Origin of the sequence: Maridesulfovibrio sp. (assembly GCF_963676065.1) — a bacterium.
In the GTDB taxonomy this organism is placed as follows: domain Bacteria; phylum Desulfobacterota; class Desulfovibrionia; order Desulfovibrionales; family Desulfovibrionaceae; genus Maridesulfovibrio.
In genome coordinates, this window is sequence record NZ_OY780933.1 from 3,666,473 (window position 1) to 3,686,417 (window position 19,945).

The 19,945-nt window shown below is 46.9% G+C and carries 14 protein-coding genes; 7 read left to right on the forward strand and 7 right to left on the reverse strand.

What is annotated here, in order from left to right; genetic code table 11:
- Positions 1 to 60: 60 nt before the first annotated feature.
- The 3 genes from ACKU35_RS16420 to ACKU35_RS16430 form a co-directional block, all read right to left on the reverse strand.
- The gene (locus ACKU35_RS16420) at positions 61 to 1,026 is read right to left on the reverse strand and encodes an alcohol dehydrogenase catalytic domain-containing protein (protein WP_319760911.1); all 966 of its coding nucleotides are present in this window, start codon (positions 1,024 to 1,026) and stop codon (positions 61 to 63) included.
- Positions 1,027 to 1,208: 182 nt separating this feature from the next.
- Positions 1,209 to 2,201, reverse strand: a complete 993-nt coding sequence (hpnA, locus tag ACKU35_RS16425) for a hopanoid-associated sugar epimerase (protein ID WP_319760912.1) — start codon at positions 2,199 to 2,201, stop codon at positions 1,209 to 1,211.
- Between the two features lie 321 nt (positions 2,202 to 2,522).
- A complete protein-coding gene (locus ACKU35_RS16430; protein WP_319760914.1) occupies positions 2,523 to 4,265 on the reverse strand; it encodes a carbon starvation protein A in 1,743 nt (580 codons plus the stop codon).
- A gap of 616 nt (positions 4,266 to 4,881) precedes the next feature.
- On the opposite strand from ACKU35_RS16430, the gene ACKU35_RS16435 reads away from it, so the two are divergent.
- Positions 4,882 to 6,045, forward strand: a complete 1,164-nt coding sequence (locus tag ACKU35_RS16435; RefSeq protein WP_319760915.1) for a hypothetical protein — start codon at positions 4,882 to 4,884, stop codon at positions 6,043 to 6,045.
- A 72-nt stretch (positions 6,046 to 6,117) separates the two neighbouring features.
- On the opposite strand, the gene ACKU35_RS16440 is transcribed toward ACKU35_RS16435, so the two are convergent.
- Positions 6,118 to 6,870 (reverse strand): N-acyl homoserine lactonase family protein, encoded by a 753-nt coding sequence (locus tag ACKU35_RS16440; protein ID WP_319760917.1) that lies wholly within the window; start codon positions 6,868 to 6,870, stop codon positions 6,118 to 6,120.
- 434 nt (positions 6,871 to 7,304) lie between these two features.
- On the opposite strand from ACKU35_RS16440, the gene ACKU35_RS16445 reads away from it, so the two are divergent.
- From ACKU35_RS16445 to ACKU35_RS16470, 6 genes are all read left to right on the forward strand, one after another.
- Complete coding sequence (locus ACKU35_RS16445; protein WP_319760918.1) at positions 7,305 to 8,078, forward strand: DUF169 domain-containing protein; 774 nt, start codon at positions 7,305 to 7,307, stop codon at positions 8,076 to 8,078.
- Between the two features lie 165 nt (positions 8,079 to 8,243).
- Positions 8,244 to 9,404 (forward strand): sulfite exporter TauE/SafE family protein, encoded by a 1,161-nt coding sequence (locus ACKU35_RS16450; protein WP_319760920.1) that lies wholly within the window; start codon positions 8,244 to 8,246, stop codon positions 9,402 to 9,404.
- Positions 9,405 to 9,570: 166 nt separating this feature from the next.
- Positions 9,571 to 10,197, forward strand: coding sequence for a hypothetical protein (locus ACKU35_RS16455; protein WP_319760921.1), 627 nt, complete (start codon positions 9,571 to 9,573; stop codon positions 10,195 to 10,197).
- Between the two features lie 52 nt (positions 10,198 to 10,249).
- A complete protein-coding gene (locus ACKU35_RS16460) occupies positions 10,250 to 11,206 on the forward strand; it encodes a phosphate/phosphite/phosphonate ABC transporter substrate-binding protein (protein ID WP_319760922.1) in 957 nt (318 codons plus the stop codon).
- The gene (locus tag ACKU35_RS16465) at positions 11,203 to 13,134 is read left to right on the forward strand and encodes an ATP-binding protein (protein WP_319760923.1); all 1,932 of its coding nucleotides are present in this window, start codon (positions 11,203 to 11,205) and stop codon (positions 13,132 to 13,134) included. The genes ACKU35_RS16460 and ACKU35_RS16465 overlap by 4 nt, the downstream gene beginning before the upstream one ends.
- Before the next feature lie 45 nt (positions 13,135 to 13,179).
- Positions 13,180 to 15,126 (forward strand): PEP/pyruvate-binding domain-containing protein, encoded by a 1,947-nt coding sequence (locus ACKU35_RS16470; RefSeq protein WP_319760925.1) that lies wholly within the window; start codon positions 13,180 to 13,182, stop codon positions 15,124 to 15,126.
- A 3-nt stretch (positions 15,127 to 15,129) separates the two neighbouring features.
- Here ACKU35_RS16470 and ACKU35_RS16475 read toward each other — a convergent pair whose 3' ends face one another.
- From ACKU35_RS16475 to ACKU35_RS16485, 3 genes are read right to left on the reverse strand one after another with little or no spacing between them, the layout of a single operon-like run.
- The gene (locus ACKU35_RS16475; protein WP_319760927.1) at positions 15,130 to 15,879 is read right to left on the reverse strand and encodes a tetratricopeptide repeat protein; all 750 of its coding nucleotides are present in this window, start codon (positions 15,877 to 15,879) and stop codon (positions 15,130 to 15,132) included.
- Between the two features lie 16 nt (positions 15,880 to 15,895).
- On the reverse strand, positions 15,896 to 17,512 hold the full coding sequence (locus ACKU35_RS16480) for a SpoIID/LytB domain-containing protein (RefSeq protein WP_319760929.1): 1,617 nt from the start codon (positions 17,510 to 17,512) through the stop codon (positions 15,896 to 15,898).
- The gene (locus ACKU35_RS16485) at positions 17,502 to 19,943 is read right to left on the reverse strand and encodes a right-handed parallel beta-helix repeat-containing protein (RefSeq protein WP_319760931.1); all 2,442 of its coding nucleotides are present in this window, start codon (positions 19,941 to 19,943) and stop codon (positions 17,502 to 17,504) included. Before ACKU35_RS16485 ends, ACKU35_RS16480 begins: the two co-directional genes overlap by 11 nt.
- Positions 19,944 to 19,945 lie beyond the last annotated feature (2 nt).

The following is a 19,945-nucleotide window of genomic DNA, read 5'->3' on the forward strand; positions in this document are numbered from 1 at the left end:
TGACGGGTCTAAACAGGGACTTTCGAGACAAATGCAAAAAGAGGTCCAACAAAATTCCAGCTACATTCGGACCAAAACTTTCTTGGCTCCACGACGCATGGAGTGCTCAAATGCCTGCTTGAAATCATCAAAATCGTATTCCGCTTCAATCAACCCGCTTACATCGATCATGCCCTGCTCAAGCACGTTCACAGCAAGACCGATATCACCGCAACGGGAACCCACAATTGAAATTTCATCCACCACCAGCTTGGCGAGATTGATGGAACTTGGCAGGTGGGAAGTCGTTTTAGCAACCACGGTACCCTCTGGACGAACAAACTCAAGAGCATAACCGATACCGTTTTCGCTGCCGGTAGCTTCCACAACCAGATCAAATTTATCCCACCGACCGGCCAAAGAGGTCAATTCTTCCGGCTCACTAATGCGATGGGTCTTCACGCCCTGAGCTGCCGCAATAGCAAGCTTGTCTTCATGTTTACCGACCAACAGGACATGAGGATTATAAATTTTAAGTGCAAGCGCCGTGAGCAGACCCAGTTTACCGTCGCCCAGAACCATAACCCGCATATCGCCGGTAACGTGAATCTGCTGGCTCACTTCCAGCCCCGCGGCCAAGGGCTCGGCAAAAACAGCTTCCCGGTCCGAAACATTATCAGCAACTATAAAAAGATTATCCACCGGAACTTTAAGGTAATCGGCAAAAGCGCCGTCATGGTTGACTATCCCGACCACAGTCCGTCCCGGTGCATGCCTGCGATCTCCGTCATATGGACCGACAGGGCAATTTATATCCGCAACCACCCGCTTACCGACCAATTCCGGCCTATCCGGACATGCCTCAACCACGGCCACAAATTCATGCCCCGGTACGCCTGCAAATCCATAATAGCCTTTATGCAACTCGATATCAGTGTTGCAGATTCCAGCCAGTCGCACTTTCAGCAACGCTTCTCCGGCAACCGGATGCGGTTTCTCTTTTTGCAAAACATCAATTTTTCCATCTTCAAAATATATTGCGCGCATGACTTCTCCTTATTTCCAGCTCCTCCGCTTTTACCAATAAGTTCCGCTAACGCCAAGCAAAGAACCGGATAAATGCAGATTATGCCGCATAAAATTAAACCGTAAGCGTCCGAACTGAGACAAAAAAAACCGGCAACCTAACGGCTGCCGGGAGTATAAAAAAATCTGGAGGAATCAACGGTTTAGTTCAGCATATTCTGGTCCTTAAACCAACGCACCGCATCCTTAACCGCTTCCGATGCAGGCCTATGCGTATAGCCCAGCTCCTTTTCCGCCCTATCGGAGCTGTAGTACATTTTCTTGGATGCCATACGTACACTATCCAAGGTTGCGATCGGATTTTTCATCAATCCCAGCCGGGCAAACATTTCACCCACAAATCCAGCAAAAAACATCAATATTTGAGGAACCTTAAACTTAGGACCGGTCTTGCCGGTCATCCGTGCGGTCATGATAAACAAATCCTTGAGGCTAATATTATCGCCACCGAGAATATACCTGCGCCCGATCTTCCCGTGCTTCAATGCCAGCAGATGCCCCTGCGCTATATCATCGACATGGGCCACATTAAGCCCGGTATCGGCATAGAACAGACCTCCATCACGGGCGGCATTCAGCACCATGGTTCCTGTGGGAGTCGGGCGGGAATCCCCCGGTCCTACAGGCGTTGACGGATTAACAATTACAGCAGGGAGTCCTTCGTCTCGAACCATATCCATGACAACTTTTTCTGCCAGAAATTTGGATTTCTTGTACGGGCTGATCATATCCGTCACGGTGGAGGAAGCATCTTCATCAACGGGGCTTCCATCAGCATTGCATCCAAGTACACATACGCTCGAAGTATAAACAATACGTTCCACTCCCGCTTCAAGGGCCTTACGCATCAGCAGCCGGGTTCCTTCCACGTTAGTCTGCGTCATCACCTCCGGGTCAGGAACCCAGAGACGGTAATCAGCCGCCAGATGGAAAAGATATTTGCAATCCTTCAAAGCCTCTTCAAGCGCTGCTTCATTACTAAGGTCTCCGCAAATAAACTCGACGGGTTCTGTAACAAGCTTCTCCGCCCTGATTTTATCGCGCACCAAAGCTTTTATATGGAACCCCTGCCCGGCCAGGATTCTGACGAGACGCGAACCGATCAATCCTGTCGCACCGGTGATCATTACATTCATAATTATACTGGATAGTCTCTGTTTTTGTTTGAAATATAATATTTTATTTAGCCTGTTGAATTTAATGAAAAAATCAAGCAGGGACAAAAATATATTGGGAAAACGGTCTAGCCCGCGATGCAGAAATGAAGGAATGCGGCAGGTGTGTCAAGTTCGGAATTCAAAATAGAAATATTATAATTAAAGCATCGCTGACAAAAAACACGCATATTCTAATCATATCCTTTTCTGCCCAAAAGGTACAATGCGCAACAAAAATCCCCGGCAACATCATGCTGCCGGGGATTCACACATTTAAAATTAATAAAAGGAAGCTATATGCTAAGCACCTTCCGCTGCTCCAGCTGTGCCTTCATCTCCGCCGTAGACCTTTCTCATAATCAGATAGGTCTCGGCAATCATCCAAATTTCCAATATGAACACGATCAAACCGACCACGAAAAGCAGCCATTTTTCACCTGCATAAAACTTCTGGAGATTGAAAACCATTGCCCAACCGGTCATAGCAATCATGAAAACCATAGGGATACCGGTGTAGATGGCTTTAACCTTCTTACGGGCGAGGTATACGGTAATTATCAACAGGGCCAAAGCAGCCAGCAACTGGTTAACGGTACCGAACAACGGCCAAAGAGCCAGCGCACCTTTCTTGAGTGCGCCGATGGAAAAACCGCCGTTAAAACAGAGTACAGCGGCAGAACCGACCGCGATCAGGGTTGCGGGAATACCTCCGGACAATGAAGGCATCTTATAAGCCTGCGCCAGCTCACTTACTACGTAGCGCTGAATACGGGTAGCACTGTCGAGTGTGGTAGCCGCGAAACTAACCAGAAAGACTCCCATTACGGCAAGGGCGATATTGGTGGGAATGCCGTAGCTGGCCATCAGGTTGGCAGAACCTTCAACAAACGCACCCAGCTTTGCGCCGAGTCCGGCAGCAGAAGCCCATGATGCGTAGTGGGTGGTGAAGGCCGCGGTCCCGGTCAGCAATTGACCGTCGGAAGTATGCAGCCCCATGCCCAATCCGGCACCGACAGAAACGATAACGAGGATGGACAAAGCCGCTTCCATAAGCATGGAACCGTAACCGATCATGCGTGAATCACGCTCTGTTTCGCACTGCTTGGCGGAAGTACCGGAACTTACCAGCGAATGAAAACCGGAAATTGCTCCGCAGGCTATGATTACAAAGAGAAAAGGCAGCATCGGCGGAGCGCCCTGAGGAGCCATATCAATAGCAGGAGCTACAAATGTCGGATGAGCCACAACGGCACCGATAACCAGCAGAATCAAAGCCACGAACAACTGGTGTCCGTTAATGTAATCACGAGGTTGAAGCAGCGCGGTAACCGGGAGGATGGATGCGATAAATGCATAAATCAGCATGATCACGGTCCAGACGACAATGGGGTTCATGCCGGCAATAGCGGGCATTTTGAATGGAACGTAAACACCTACCACCACAAAAGCGTACATAGCGATCAACGCTATAATGGACCAGATAGTATGATCGGCGCCCTTCTTGTACATAAGCCAGCCCAGACCGACAGCAATGGGGACCTCACTCCAGACCGGAATGACTGCTGCGGGGTACATATTAAAAAGGATAGCGATAACCAGCGCAAAAACGGCTATGACGATCAACAACTCAAAAAAAATGATTATCAGGAACAGGGAACGCACCCGGTGGTTAAGCAACCCGGCAGCAAGATCCCCTACAGAACGGCCCTGATTACGGAGACTAACGACCAGAGAACCGAAGTCGTGTACTGCTCCCATAAAGATGGCACCGAAGAAGACCCAGAGAACAGCAGGAACCCAACCCCAGATAATAGCGATAGCAGGTCCGACAATGGGACCGAGCCCGGCAATGGAAGTAAAATGATGTCCGAAAAGAACTTCCTTTTTAGTAGGGACAAAGTCCTTACCGTCCTCAAGCGCACAACTGGGACATACCAGTCCCTCATCAACCTGAAAAATCTTTTTTGCCAGAAATTTCCCGTACGTATGATAGGCTACGATGTAACCCACAAAGCAAAGGCCGGCAATAACTAATGAATTCACCTAACACCTCCAATAAGAAAAACCAACATAGGCGGAAAGCCACACAAACTTTCCGCAACCACACATTTATATAAACGACCACTGCGCTAAAACCCGTACCGGATTCAACCCGCCCGTTGCTGCAAGACAACATATAAATATTGAAACCGGCCCCCTCGGCACGACAGTGGGCGCTCATACTTATTTAGAGTTCTTCTCAATAAGTCATTTTAGTGAAAATTACCAGCTGCTCTTTAAAAACATCACAACATCAAACGTTTTCAATTTCTGGATTCATAAAAAAACGCATAAGTGCGCCCGATTCGCCTGCAACAAAACAACCGAAAATAATTTATGCGCAAATTATTAGGTTACAATTTAATTACAAAAACCATTCAGCAGGCACTTAAGTCCCCTCAACCACATCCACTTTTGCAAATGAAGGTTCATGCAGCGGGATAAGTATATCTGCCATATCTCGTACTTTGAGCATAATGAAGTATAAGAACATCAGCTAAAGAACATGAACTCTTCGAGTGCTTGGCTACAGTTAGTGTCGTACTGATTGACAATATAAAATACTATCAGATATAATAAGGATAACTAAGCACATATTTTATAGCTAAAAGGAGATTAAATGATGAAATTATCACAAGCAATTAACGGTAATGTTGTCGCTCTGGCACAATCTCAAAAAACCTATAAACAAAATGTTGTCGCCGTAAATATGGTTATCAGCAGTATTCTGCAATCAAAACTTCCAGCTCTCAATCAGTATCCGGCAGATTGGAAAGCTTTTACCGATTCATATAAAGAAGCCTGCTGTTACGCTCTTGACTGGACAAATAGTGTACTGGCAAGACTACTCTGCATTCCTGACGAAACACTGAGCTATAATGATATTATTACCATGCTGCTAAATGATGCAAACACTCAGGCAAATAATCTTGTCAAAAATCCCCAAGATAATACTGCCCTTAAAATGCTGAATAACGATCTCAAAGGAATCCAGGCCCAACTCAAGATCGTGACCACTTTTATTTCACAAGCAGTCAAAAAAGTTAAAACTTTTGGAGATAATATACCTCAAATGGCAAGTAAACTTCAAACCATTGCAGACAAGGCAACCGCAGATGAAAAAGTAGACCAAAAAAAGATTGATGATCTAAAAAAAGAGATTGATAATCTCAATTCAGATATTGATTCGCTTTCAGCATCAATTGTGGCCTTGGGAATAGCAGACGCTGCCGCAATTACACTAGGTACAATTGCCACAATAGCAGCCTTCCCGGAAGGTGCTTTGGCTTGGTTATTTTGCGGACCTGCTGTTGCAGCTGCAACCGTATACATTGCATTGGATGCAACAAAGATAAAAGAAGACAAGGCAAATATCGAGTCTAAGGGAAAACAGATGGATCAGGTGACAGCTGACGTAGCTACACTTCATATTATCGCACAAAACTTTAATAGACTGGCAACCTCGACAACAGCCATTGAGGATAATCTCAAGGCTATCCTTAAAGAATGGCAACAGCTTGAAGATGATGTGACAGCGGCAGTAAATGATATCTCAGAAGCTGTCACTGAAGTTAAGAAGGTAGATTTTGGGGAGGTCCAAAAAGACATAAATGACGCAATTAAAGAATGGAAGGAAGCGTGCACACAGGCCGGGGCACTTCGCATTGAGGTAAAAGCAAATGATGCACCGCTAAAGATTGGTATGTCACAAGAAGAGGTTAAAGACGCACTTGCAAAAGGAAAATCAATTGATATTATAGAATATTTTAACAAAGTAGCCTAAATAATTCTTAATAGTATCCCTCTTCTCTCGATTTGAGAAGAGGGATACTACAAAACATTCATCCCAAACTTACTAAGTCCCCTCAACCACATCCACTTTTGCAAATGAAGGTTCATGCAGCGGGATAAGTATATCTGCCATATCTCGTACTTTGAGCATAATATTGTACGCATCATAAGTATTGACTGAAGTACCCGGAGGAATCACTTCCATTTCCATACCCCGAACTTCCGGCGGAGGATTGAAGTTTTCCATAATTACGCAGAACCCGGTGATAGCAGCAAGACCGCCCTCTGTATCTACTAATATGGTCATGCCCCCCGGCGTGTGGGCCGGGGTATGCATCATCCTTATGCCGGGAACCACTTCATAGTCTCCGTCGAGTGCGACAACCTGCCCCGCATCCTCCACATCCTCAACGTAATCTTCCAGATAGCGGAAATCGAGCGGATGGGGATCATGCACGTGGTTCAACTCTTCACGATGAACATAAAATTTCGCATTGCTGCATTTGTAATCATTTTCGCAATGGTCGTTATGCAGATGGGTATGGATTACAATGTCGATGTCTTCAGGCTTCAGTCCGTATTTCGCCAGCCCATCCTCAAATGTATAAATCTTACCACCTAAGTCAGCCTCGCGATCTTCTGAAATAATCGGCTGCATTTCACCGGTATCAACGAGAATCTTCTTATCTCCGCCTTCCAGATACCAGCTGTATATCGGAATGATATAAGGCTGACCGTAATCATGCTGGTAAGTCATCATACCTTTATCGAATCGCTTGGTCCCCATAACAATGGGATGAATTTTATACTTAGTCATTTTTTCTCCTATATAAAAAGCCATCAGCTACACTTTTTTTAACCACCACAACCTTACGTTACTTCACCGGCAATTGTAAATTTTTTCCCATGGAGTCAGCAATCATGACGTGTGAAAAGAAGTACAACGAGCTCACGATCTCCTTTCCCTAAAATTAAAATTGATTCTAAGTGATTTATTATCATTTACGAGATTAGTTTTTAAAATATTAATTTAATTATATAAAATAAAAAGATTGTGATTTTAATCACAAAGAATAGGTGTACTTGAAGTGTTTTTAGGGTTCTTTAATGTGAAAAAAAGTTATTTTTTTCTTTATTTCAAAAAAGTTTGTTTCTTTTTTCACATTTCAATAAAAAATGCTAAGTTGAACAATCAACAGGGAATCACACACAACTTTTAAAACCCAATAAGATGAAAGTGAGGAAGACGCTATGACTTACAAAGAAATGCAGGAACTGCTGATGCGGGAAATGAGACTCTACCATTATCCAGTAGCTGTTAAATATTTTTTCGACCAGGCGGCAGTTGATGATTTCAAGGAAAAAGCAGAATTCCACGTTCCCATTAAGCCCATGACTTTCTGCCAGTGGGAAATCGCTGCACGCATGAAAGGACAGACTGTATACTCTGACGTTTCCGGCCTCGGATGCGGCAATGCGAAATATGCATTCGCATGGAAAGAACTGGACGAAGGCGAAATCAAAGGCCATGCGAAATACGTTAAAGACCTTGATCAGGCCAAAAAATTTGTACTCAGCAAACCCCGCATGCCCGAAGGACTGATCGGCATCGCAGTTGCTCCCCTCGGTTCCATTGATGGAATCTTCGAGCCGGATGTTGTTCATTTCTATGTAGATAACATGCAGGCTTACCACCTTGCTGTTGACTATGCTGCTGCCACCGACACACACCCCCTGCGCCCCAATGTAACCATGAACTCTTCTGCCTGTGCGGGTTGCGTATATACTTACAACGAGCAGGAATTCAACATGGTTCCGGCCTGCTCCGGCAGCTACAACGCCGGTAAAACCGAACGCGGCGAAATCAACGTTATGATCCCCGGCAAGAAATTCAAGTCTGTAGTTGAAAGACTCTGTGACCGCATTGAATTGGCAAGCTCCTCCATCACCAAGCCCGGTGACGGCTTCCCCGGTCAGGATGTCTGCAAAAACTGTCCGCTGATCATTTTCAAAAAAGAAAACTAAGCAAGAACAAATCCGGCTCCGAACACCATATTGTCCGGAGCCGGTATAAATAACAATAAAGGTAGACGCTGTTTATATCTTCTGAAAGGGCCCGGTTGCTGCAACATCCGGTAGGAAGCAGAAGATGTACACAGCAAAAACAACTTTCGCTCAAGGAGACAAACAATGTTTAAATCACGGAAGAGCCTACTGATTCTGGCGGTAGCGCTGCTGGCGGTAGCTGCCTACATTCAGCCGGCATTCGCAGACCGTCTTGCCGACGCCATCAATGCCACCCCTAAAGGTGCAGAAGCCGGCCAGATCCACACAGAACTCGCTCCCGGCTTCCTCGGAATTCCCGGCGGACCCAGCGTTAACCTCATAATCGGCTTTGTATGGGCCATCTGGGTTGGTTGGATTTTCTCTACTGTCGGCGCATTCGGCGGCATCATGGCCGGTGTTGGTCACATCACCATTTACGGTTTCGGTAACTATGCTTCCAGCTTCAAAAAGACCTCCCCGGTTATGAACAAGCTGGTAACCGACTCCATCCGTGTGTCCAACCAGTGGCTGGTAGGTACTTCCGCGGCTATGTCCTCTTTCAACTACTACAAAATGGGCCGCCTCGTTCTGCCGCTGGGTCTTTCCCTCGCCGCAGGTTCAATCGCCGGTTCCTATCTCGTTCCCTGGCTTACAGCAGGTAAAATCTCCCTGAAATCATACATCGGTTTCTTCGGTCTTTTTGTCCTCGCTCTTGGTTGCTACCTGTTCTATGAAACCACTCCTAAAGGACAGGCCGGCAAGAAAGAAGCTAAAGAAGCTGCTAAAGCTTTTGAAGCTTCCATCAAAACCGAAAAAGAAGGCGGAAAGGTTGATACCGCAGCGAACGGTGTTAAGGTTATCAGCTTCTCCCCGACCAAGTGCATATTCACCTTCTACGGTGTTGAGTTCTCCTTCAACCCCCTCATCCCGGTTGTCGGCGGTTTCATCATCGCAGCACTTGCTTCCTTCCTCGGCGTAGGTGGCGGTTTCCTCCTCGTCCCCTTCCTGACCAGTGTTGCCGGTCTGCCCATGTATCTGGTTGCAGGTACTTCCGCACTGGCTGTACTCGTAGGTATGACCACCTCCGTCTTCACCTACATGGTTGTTAAAGATACCCCTGTATTCTGGCCGCTCATCGGTGTTGAACTGCTCGGTATCCTCGTGGGTTCCTTTATCGGCCCCCGTACTTCCAAGTACATCCCGGATGTATGGCTCAAACGCCTCTTCGTAGTACTGGCTCTGTACGTAGGTATCCGCTACTCCTCCAAAGGATTCCTCGGATACAGCCTGCTGCCTCCGTTCTAAAAAAGTTATGAATCCGGCGGCTGGGGAAGATAAAATTTGTCTTCCCCAGCCCCATCCTTTAACGAATTTCAGCAACGGCTTCACCGGCATGTAAAGCAAAGCTTAGCGCCGGTTTTTATGGATGAAAGTCCATTCAGCCAAATGGGGCTTTGCCCCGGAGACATTTATGTTCGAGTCAATATATCCTCTGATAGATTCACTGCTTATAGCACCTTACCGCATTGGCCTGCCCTCCATTGCGGCTTTTTGGTTCGGTACCGCGGTCATGGCCTTGTGGTGTACTGTTGCAGGTGAACTCAGCATGAGTCTCATTTATATCTGGAACCGCGAATATTATACAGATTTGAACCGCAAAATGACCCGCATGCACAATATTTCCGTGGAAGCGGTACGTCATAAAGAAAAATCAACCTTCAAATCAGCCAATAAATGGGCAAATGAATATTTCGGAAAAGTATTCTTTTCCCATGCCGCACTTTTCGCGGTATCACTTTGGCCCGTTCCTTTTGCTATGGGTTGGCTGCAATCGCGTTTTTCCGGAATAGACCTCTACGCAATCCCTCATACAGAAATTTCGCTCGGCTACGCTTTTGTTTTTATTTTATCATATATTATTGTACGCTATGGCTTCTCCAAGGTAAGATCGTACATACCTGTCCTGAAAAAAATTGACCAACTGAGAGCAGAAGACGCGGAAAAAGCTGGAAAGATGACTTCGTGGAACGAACTTGCTCAAGGGTGTGAAGCCGAAGAGGCTGATACCGCCGGGAACGGACTTGAGAGCAAGGCCTAGCACCGAACGAAGAAATCTCCGCAGTGATATTCCCCGTCTCTGCGGAGAATTCATGTTCAAACTCAAATATTCCCTTCCGGCAATACTTCTTTTTATCGGAGTCGCCCTCTATTTTTTCGGTTCACAACCGGAAGAAAAAATCGTGCGGGTCGATATGTCCGTACGCGAGGAAATAAGGGTTCCCGAGCCGAAACCGGCCATCACTTACGCATACCTTCCCCAATATTCACATAAAGTATCCTACCTGCGCCATAGCAAGCTTATCGATTACCTCTCCCGTGAATCGGGTCTGACCATACGGCAGGTATTTCCCGATACCTTTGAAGAACACCGCCGCATGGTTGAAAAAGGTGAAATTGATATCTCTTTTTCCAACCCCATGACCTATGTCGAAATAGCCAGAAGCGGAGCTAGGGCATTTGCGCGAATTATCGAGCCTTCCGGCAGCCCCACTTTCAAGGGGCAGATTATCACCCGTAAAGACAACCGGGCCATTACGAGGATTGAAGACTGCATCGGTAAAACATGGATCGCAGTAGATCCTCTCTCCGCCGGCGGATATCTCTTTCCGCTCGGTTTATTCCTCAAGCACGGAATCAAGGAATCAGAATTCAAGGAAATTTCCTTTGCCCCCGGTCCGGGAGGTAAGCAGGAAAAGGCAGTGCTGGCTGTCTATGCCGGAAAATATGATTTTGCCTCTATCCGTGAAGGTACTTTGAATGTGGTCCGCGACAAGATCAATATTGATAAAATCAGGATAGTTGCGGAAACAGAATCCTACCCCGGATGGGTTTATGCCGCGCGTAAAGGGCTTCCTGAAGAAATTATTGATAAGATCAAATCTTGCATGTTTGCCATGTCAATGGATAATCCTGAGCAGGCTTCCATACTTTATCAGGCCGGTATGCGCGGGATTATTCCGGCGCAAGACAGCGATTATGATTCAGTAAGAAAACTCACAGAGAAACTCGGACTGGATGCGGACGCTCAGCAGGGAGACACACAATGACAGATATATTTTCCCGCTTACGCTTCAGAACTAAAATCAATCTCGGCTTAACCCTGATTGTGGCTTTTACTTCACTGATCATTGCTCTCTTTGTTATCCGTATGTCTGCGGACGCGCTTATAGAACAATCCCGCAAACGGGGTGAAGTGCTTGCAGGCAATCTGGCACTGCGAGCGGAAAACCCGCTCCTTTCGGTAGATCTGCTTAATCTGGGATCAATGGTTAATGAGCTGAAAAAAGCTGACAACGAGATCGTGTATGCCTTTATCATGGATGATCAGGACAGGATTCTGGCTAATACCTTCAGTGATGGATTTCCGGTACAGCTCAAGGGTGCCAATCACAGCATGGGAAATAAAATAAGCATTGTGACAGTTGATACCGGGAAAAGCCGTGTTTTCGATTTTGCCGCCCCTATTCTTCTCAGCGACAAAAAACTGGGAACAGTCCGCATCGGCCTTTCCCGAGCCGGAATTCACGCCGTAGTCCAGAACCTGATCTTCGCCATTATGGCCCTCACCGGAGGGGTTCTGCTGCTGGCTGTACTTATTTCCACGCAGTTTGCCCGTCAATTGACCTTACGGCTGGGCTCACTCCAGAAACATGCTGAAGATATTGTCGCCACCCATCTGGGGCCCAGTCTGCGTAAAGAAAAGAATAAGACCGAAAAACTCACGGATAAATTCAAACGTATCATCAGCAATCCTCCCAAAGGCGATGAAATTCAGGAGCTGACTGAAACTTTTGATGCGATGGGCATGAGCCTTGCCTGCCATATCGAAGACCTCCAGATAACCGAAGCGGACCTGACCAGGCAAAAAGAACTGCTTAAAACTATCATTAATGTATCTCCGGATTTTGTTTCGCTACTGGGGCCGCAGCTGACTTACCTTGCGGTCAATAAAACATATGCCGAGCATATGAATCGCAGCGAGGAAGAAATCATCGGTCTGACGGATAATGATCTGTATTCTGAGGAGATTGCAGCCACACGTATGGAAGAGGCAAGGATGGTCCTTAACACAGGTAATCCCGTTAACAAGGAAACCCGCGAGCCGGAAACTGACGAATCGCCGACCCGCTGGTTCCATACCATCCGCGTACCGGTATACGGACAGAAGAACAACATCATCGGGGTGCTTTCCACTTCACGCGAGATAACTGAGCTAAAGAACTACCAAGCACAATTGATTCAGTCTCAGAAGATGGAATCCATCGGTAAACTGGCTGGGGGCGTGGCCCATGAGATCAACACCCCGCTAGGAATAATCCTCGGTTATGCTCAGCTGCTGCAAGAAGATTTCGACCCGGAAAACCAGATTGCGAAAGACATCGGCATCATCGAAAAGCAGGCCCGTGTGTGCCGCAAAATCGTGGCCGACCTGCTCGGTTTCTCCCGCCAGACAGAGAGTGAAAAAATCCCCATGTGCTTCAACAACTCCATTCTGGAGGTGGTCCAGCTGGTCAGCCACACCTTCAAGCTGGAGCAGGTACAGATTTCAACCGAGCTTGATGACCGCTTCCCCATAATTCACGGTGACCCGGAAAAATTGAAACAGGTCTGGCTGAATCTGCTTTCCAACGCACTTGAAGCGATTGAAGACAAAGGCAACATCCATATCTCCACCCAGCTCGATATCTCATCCATGACCATTACCGCCATCTTCGCCGATACAGGACACGGAATCGAAGCGAAGAACCTTAATACCATATTCGATCCTTTCTATTCCACCAAGCCGGTGGGAAAAGGTACCGGACTGGGCCTTTCAGTTTCTTTCGGGATCATCAAGGATCATGGAGGAACTATCGCGGCCATAAGTCCTCTACCCCGTAAATTGCGTAACAAGCTTAACCTTCCGACTGCAGCCGGACCCGGAACGTTATTCAAGGTAATACTGCCACTCGACGACCTTTCGGCAGAAGAGTAAGCATGGACTTCCTTTATACTGTTCTCTCTGATATAGTGTGTACTTATGGCATTTAGACATGTTTTCACCCACTGGACCTACGAGACCTTCCCCCCGGGACGGTTGCTCAGACGCAGATATAACTCCTTTAAAAAACTAATGGAGCTGGAGGAGAAATGCCTTGAGGCAATCTCTCATATTGAAGACATCGGCTTCGGACTGACCGTGACCGACTGGGCCTACGTTGAAAAACAGGCCGCAGATCTGGGCATTAACATTCGTACTATGCTGGAGCATCTTCAGGATATGAACCCGGTACGGTTCATGGACATCATGGATTACTATAACAAGATCAATTTCTATGTACGCATGGCTGTAACCGTGCAGGACCCGGAAATTTCAAAGCCATTCACCTTTCCACTTGATGACGCCATAGACTATGAATTCAAGGCAGGAGCCTGCGCCGCAGATCTCGCTAGACTCAAAAAAGCAGGTCTTCCGGTACTGGACGGCATGGTAATCGGCTCGGATGTTTATAATTATTACATCGAAGCAAACAATCTGCGTATCGCCATTGACGAAATTCTTGAAGCTGCGGTTACGACAAACATTTCTGACCTAAGTAAGATTTCGCGCACGATAATAGACCGTTTCATGCAGGGAGTAATGCCGGAGGCGATAGCCAATGAAATTGAAATAGCGGCCCTTGAAACTTCACGCGGAAGCGGCAACCTGACCCTGACCGCATCCTCCACACCGGAGGGAAGTATTTATGCCCTGCCTGAAAACAAGTGTACAATCTCTCCGGTTGCAGCTCAGAATGTGGTTGAAGCGTGGAAAAAAGCGGTTACCTGCAAATTCTCAGCTGAATCCATCAGGGCCCGCATTGAATTCGGTTATGCTGACCGCGAAAGCCCGGCATCAGTAATCATCCAGCCCTTCAAAGAACTGCATGATTACGGGGAACTGGAAACCCTTCACGAATCGGCAAATCTTCCGCCCAAAGACCGGGAGCACGGTTGTTCTGCCATTTTCAGCAAGAATTCATCAACGCCCTATCTGATCTCAAGAAGAGAAGGACAAAGAATTCTCCGCAAACCTGAAAACGCTTCGCTTTCCACACATTCGGCAAAAACGATATCCGCCATGGGAGCTAAAGCCGAAGAACTGTTAAATCAGCCTCAAAAATGCAGTTGGGTAACAGACCTGCGTAACCGGGTCATGATCACTTCGACGCGATCTTATCCCTTTAAGGGTGAGAAAGAGACTGTGCGCATCAAACAGGCTCTCTCCTACATTGCCAACCTGAATATCTCACCGCGCAACACGGAAATGTTTCTACCTGAAAAAAGCCGCTCCATGTATGATCTGGTGCGCTTTGCCAATGAAAAGGGAATTGAAGAAATGTTTTCGCTGGTCAGCAAGCAGGGGCTGGGACTTGACGGCGCCAAACATTTAAGCGCGCGCCAGCCCATTGATATCACCGTCCTCAATCTTGCGGACAGTTTGTTCTCCACCGCTGCGGGTAAATTGGATATTTCTCCGGACGACATCAAATCCGCCCCTATGTGGGCACTCTGGTTCGGACTTGGCGCAGAGCGTTCAGGATGGGAAGGGCAAAACAGCATTGACGGTTACGCCATTCTTTCCCGCACCTATATGAATATCACCCTGAAATCGGAAAAAGATCTTACGGAAGTGGATGCGGTATGCGATCCCGATGCTGAAGCCAATCATATACATTTCCGGTTCAAAGGCGGAATCGGAACTCCTGAACAGCGCATAGCCCGCATCAGATTTATAAAGACTACATTGGAGTCACAAGGATTCTCTACAACCCATCAGGGTGATATGATTGAAGGAATTTTCAAAAAAGGAATTGAACCGGAAATTCAGAAACTGCTGGCCACCACAGGACACCTGATAGCCTATATAGCCACCCACCATCCAGTGGTAGCGGACGGTGAAGATGTGGATCAGTGTGCAGCAAAATTTATTTCTGAACTCGGCTGATTTTTAGCTTTCAGCTCGCGATTTCTTATGAATCTGGACCAGGAAATGAACCAGCTTATCCTCAATTTCCCGATCATCGACGTACTCAATAATCATTTCCTTGGCGTCCTCAAGGTCATACTCTTTTAAAAGCTCACGCAACCGCATCCGCAGCTGCGCTTTTTCGCGTTTTATCTGCAAATCTTCCAGAATATCAGTGACATAATCAAAATCTTTTTTCGCAAGGGCCTTCCTGAAACTGGTACGCACGAAATGCTGATAAAAACGCCCGGAAATACCAGTAAGAAGTGTACCCAGCCAGACACCAAGAACCAAAGTCACAAGATCGGCAATTCTTTCCTTGGCGATATTGACCCATTCGCTAAAATCACGGTCCTTAAGCAAATCCTGAGTCTTGCGCATTTCGAGCACCATGCGTTTGGCTGCCGGATTATTCTTATTGATGTCCAAGGCCTTCCGAAACTGGGCTTCGGCCTGCTCCAGATCTCCATTCTTAAAATAAGCCCGCCCAAGCAGGCTGTACAGCCAGTCCGAGCGGGGGTGATCCTTTAACGAACGTTCAAGACTGGAAACAGCAAGTTCGTATTCCCCGCGATCAATCAACTCCTGGCCCATCCTGCCGCAGTAAACCTCAGATTCAATGGCGGTTTGTGATGCGGTAGCGGTATCCGCCCGGCATTCAATAATCCCGAACATTACGGTCAAGGTCAGAAGTATACAAATAACCCAGATAATTCTTTCTGTTCTATTCATTAACGGCCTTACTTATCTACCAGAGCCGCTTAATGCTGCTGCCGGGATAATAGAATTTTAAAATTTCATTATATTTCTTGCTCTTACCCAATTCCGCAGCTCCCCATTGCGAATATCCTACACCGTGACCCCATCCACGTCCTTTAAAGGTATAGGAGTCACCTTTCTTATCAATTTGCAAAAGAATATCAGGCAGTTTCAAAACACGTGAACTGCCCAGAGTTGTACGGGTACGCAGATCGCGATGCCCGGATTTATATTTAATACGCACTTTCACTATTCTGCCGGACGGTCCTCTTTCCAAAGCGGTAATGGAACGGATACCGGGTACGGAGATACCGATTTTCTTCAATTTGGCCTCGATATCTTTCCGGCTGTACTTCTTGGTCCATGAAGCCATCTTACCTTTCAAGCTTGCCGGGTCCTTATGAGCGACAAGATATGCCTTGCCTGCACCAAAAATAGCCTTGGCGTCCGCGGTAAAGCCACCGCTGTTCGCTGTATATTGGGAAAGAATAGGCTTGTCCTTATATAGAAGAACATGGCCGCTGGTCGCTTTTACGGCCTTGTCAGCACGTTTATCCTCGCGATCCACACCAGCATACATCTGGTCATAAGTATCCGCGTAAACATCATAAAAAAGATGGCTGCGATGTTTCTTCTGATAATAAGCGTAAGTTCTAGCGGCAACAGCCTGAGCCTTCAGGGTTTCGGTCGGCCATGAGGCGTAGGATTCCGCAGGAACGACCGAACGCAGGTAGTCCTCAATATCGACCAGATTGAGAATCAAGAGTTTACCCTTGCGGATACTCACATCAATAATTCCCCGGACCTTCTTGCTTTCAGAGCCGTACTTAACCTTAAGAGTGCCGGTAGATTTAAATTTAATGCGGTTAGCGGAAACAACCTTACCGTCCAGAATTAGCTTGTTACTGGACAAACTGACTTTATACTTACGTTCGCAACCAAGATCATCAGTGCAGATTTTATCTTTGCCTGATCCGGTGGTCACGGTCATGGAAGTTACCTTCCGGCTCAAACAAACCCTGAGCGAGGGTTCTTTACCTATTTTCTCGGGAATCTTCTGATCCGGCTTTTCGTCAGGCTTCTGTTCGGGTTTCTGCTCCGGTTTCTGTTCCTGCTTTACCTTCATGGAAGATATGACCGCTTCGGCCTGATACTTAAACTTACCCTTGGGAAAATAGCGCAGATACTGCTGAAAAACAGATTTGGCCCGATCAAATTTATTCATCTGGTAGTAAAGGAAGCCTAAACGATAGAGGGCTGTATCAGCATAATCTGGATAACTACGCCCAACCATGCGGTAAAGATCGGCAGCCTTTTCAGGAGCATCCAGAAAAGTGGAAAGCACCATCGCCTTACCGAACATTGCGTTTACTCTTGTCTTGGCAACCGGAGAATAGTCAACGGCGGTATCATACTGTTCAAGAGCCTCAAAATATTTACCTATATCGATCAGATAACTGGCGTAATTGATATGCCATTGGGCCTGAGCCTGATCCTCCAGTTCAACGGGAGAATACTTGCGGGCCTGTGCTCCTGCCGGAATCAGCAGCATCAAAACCAGGACTGAAAAAAGAAGTTTCTGTATTATGGCTATTCTATTTTTCATCTTTATTTTCCTCCGGCTTTACTTCACCCAGACTTTCATTAACCGAAACATCTTCAGCTGACTTAACCTCTTCCTTCTCCTTCTGCACCGGAGGGGATTCTGCATCATGCTCATCAGCAGGAATATCCAAATGGTCGAGGTAATCTTTCATATACAATAAATTACTGTCGGCAGGACTGAGCAACAAGGCTTTATCCAGTACTTGACGAGCCTGCTTCAAATCTCCCTTGTTCAGCAGATAGCGCACATAAAGCTGATGCAGACGCACATCGTAAGGAAACTTTGAAATACCTTCATCCAATATTTCTGCAAGAGCAATATCATCACTCAAGGCCAGCAAGGTATAAGAAAGGTACAGATAAACATCACGGTCATCCTTCATCTTAACCGCTTTATTCAAAGCCTGATACGCATCTCCATAATGCTGGGCGTGAAATGAGCTGACGCCCCGCTCCTTGAGCTTAGCAAATTTCTTTTGCAAATCTTCGGGAGTGATATCTTTATCATCCACCAGAATAATCCTGCGGCCATGTGGGTAAGGTGCATCCAGAATAGATTTGACCAGAACATCACCCTCAATTTTCAAATTATCAGCTGCAGCGCTCCCTAGATAATTATCACTGACCACCAATTTACCAGCAGTTTTCAAGTTAACTTTATTATCATAAATATTATTGTTTTCAATCACGACATTACCGTCGTTAAAAATAATACCCTGAGTGCAGTTGGTTATGCTGGAGCGGAGCACAGTTCCGTTACCGGCATTCAGCAGCATTCCAGTACGGGCGTTACTTATACGCAACCCCTTGAAATCATAATTACCAGTTTCCATCACCGCCACAGCATATTCTCCGCCATTAAATGACGAAGAACGAGCTTCTACATAGCCACCGGCAGCTGTGAGCGCTTTACTAAATCCGGTTAATTCACACTGAGAAAGTACCGCCTTGCCACCGGGCATAACCTTTATGCCCTCGGTGGAGTTCGATGCAAAACGTACCGGAGAGCTAAGCTCTCCAAGGGCATCCATTACCCCGAGCACATCAATACGCCCTTTACCGTCAAAACGGATTTTTGTTCCGGACTGCACAGAAAATTCAGCGCCTTCAGGGACAGTCACCGGAAAGGAGATGCGGTAATTACCCTTAACCAGAACTCCGGAAAGCTCGCCGAAGAGATCCCGCTCATCAAATTGGGGCATGACAACCCGGGTAATGCCGTCGAGAGGGGAAAGGTTTCCGGCCTTATCCTTGATGCGTACCCTGTAAAAAACCGTGGTTCCCTGCATTACATCTGAATCTACGAATTCAGGTTTCCGGGTACTGGCCACGATCTCAAAATCACCCACAGGATCAGATCCTTTCTCGATCACAAATTCATCCAGATCGTCAGCATTCGGAACTTCCCACTTCAGCACAACTCCATCGCGCCCGGTCTGAGATTTTATCTCCTTCAATACCGGAGGCAACTCCCCATCCAAAGTTATTAAAGAACCGGATTCCGGCCATAGCCGATCCACACCGTTTGCCTTACGCATCCTGACCATCAGGGTATCATCTACAGACTTATCGCCGGTGCGGACCACATAAAAGCCTTCGTATACTCCCTGCGCGGTCTGAGGCAGGGGGATATTTTTCTTGAAATCACCTATATCAAAAGAACACTTAAGCCCCGGCTCAGCATCAACCCGTACAGAAATTTTCTGCCCGGCTCCGAAAAGCCGATTATCAACGTTGGTATCAACAGCGATCACCTCAGGCAACTTCGGTCCTTTAGGACAATCCGGCAAAACCTGCGCCATATTCCACGCCCAATCGTAAACGACCATACGCATCTGCCGTCTGATAGGGTCAGAAAAAACTTCCTCCACAATAGTCCCGGCAAGGCCGACTACACCAGTAGGCACGGAGATACGGCGTTTTGAAGCACTGTCCCGCCATTTACCGACTAAAGTTCCGGCGGAGTTATACATCGTTACTTCCGCGTCAAGCTGGAACAGATCAAAGGCCAGAGCTTTGATCATATCCGCGCTGTAAATATCTGTCTTGACGATACCGTCGGCATTCAGAAGTTTGCATAGTTCCGCATCGCTCATACTGCGCCAACCATCATCCTGCCCCAGCTCAGCAAGAGTGTTGTCCACCACATCCTTTTGCAGAGGCATAAAACCCTTACCCGCCAACTGGTTGGAGATCGATGCGCGGGTAATGTCCGCAACAAAAACACGATCATCATCCAGCACCAGTACGGATTTATGCTCTGTAGAATTGGCTGAGTGGTCCACATATTCCGCTGGAAGAACTGCAATTTTATATGGGATTGCTTCTTCATCGGCATATTGAACTGACTGCGGTGTTTTTTTAACAAAACACCCCCCCAGTAAAAACGACGCCAGCAACAAAAAAACTACGGAATGATACTTGTTCATCATAA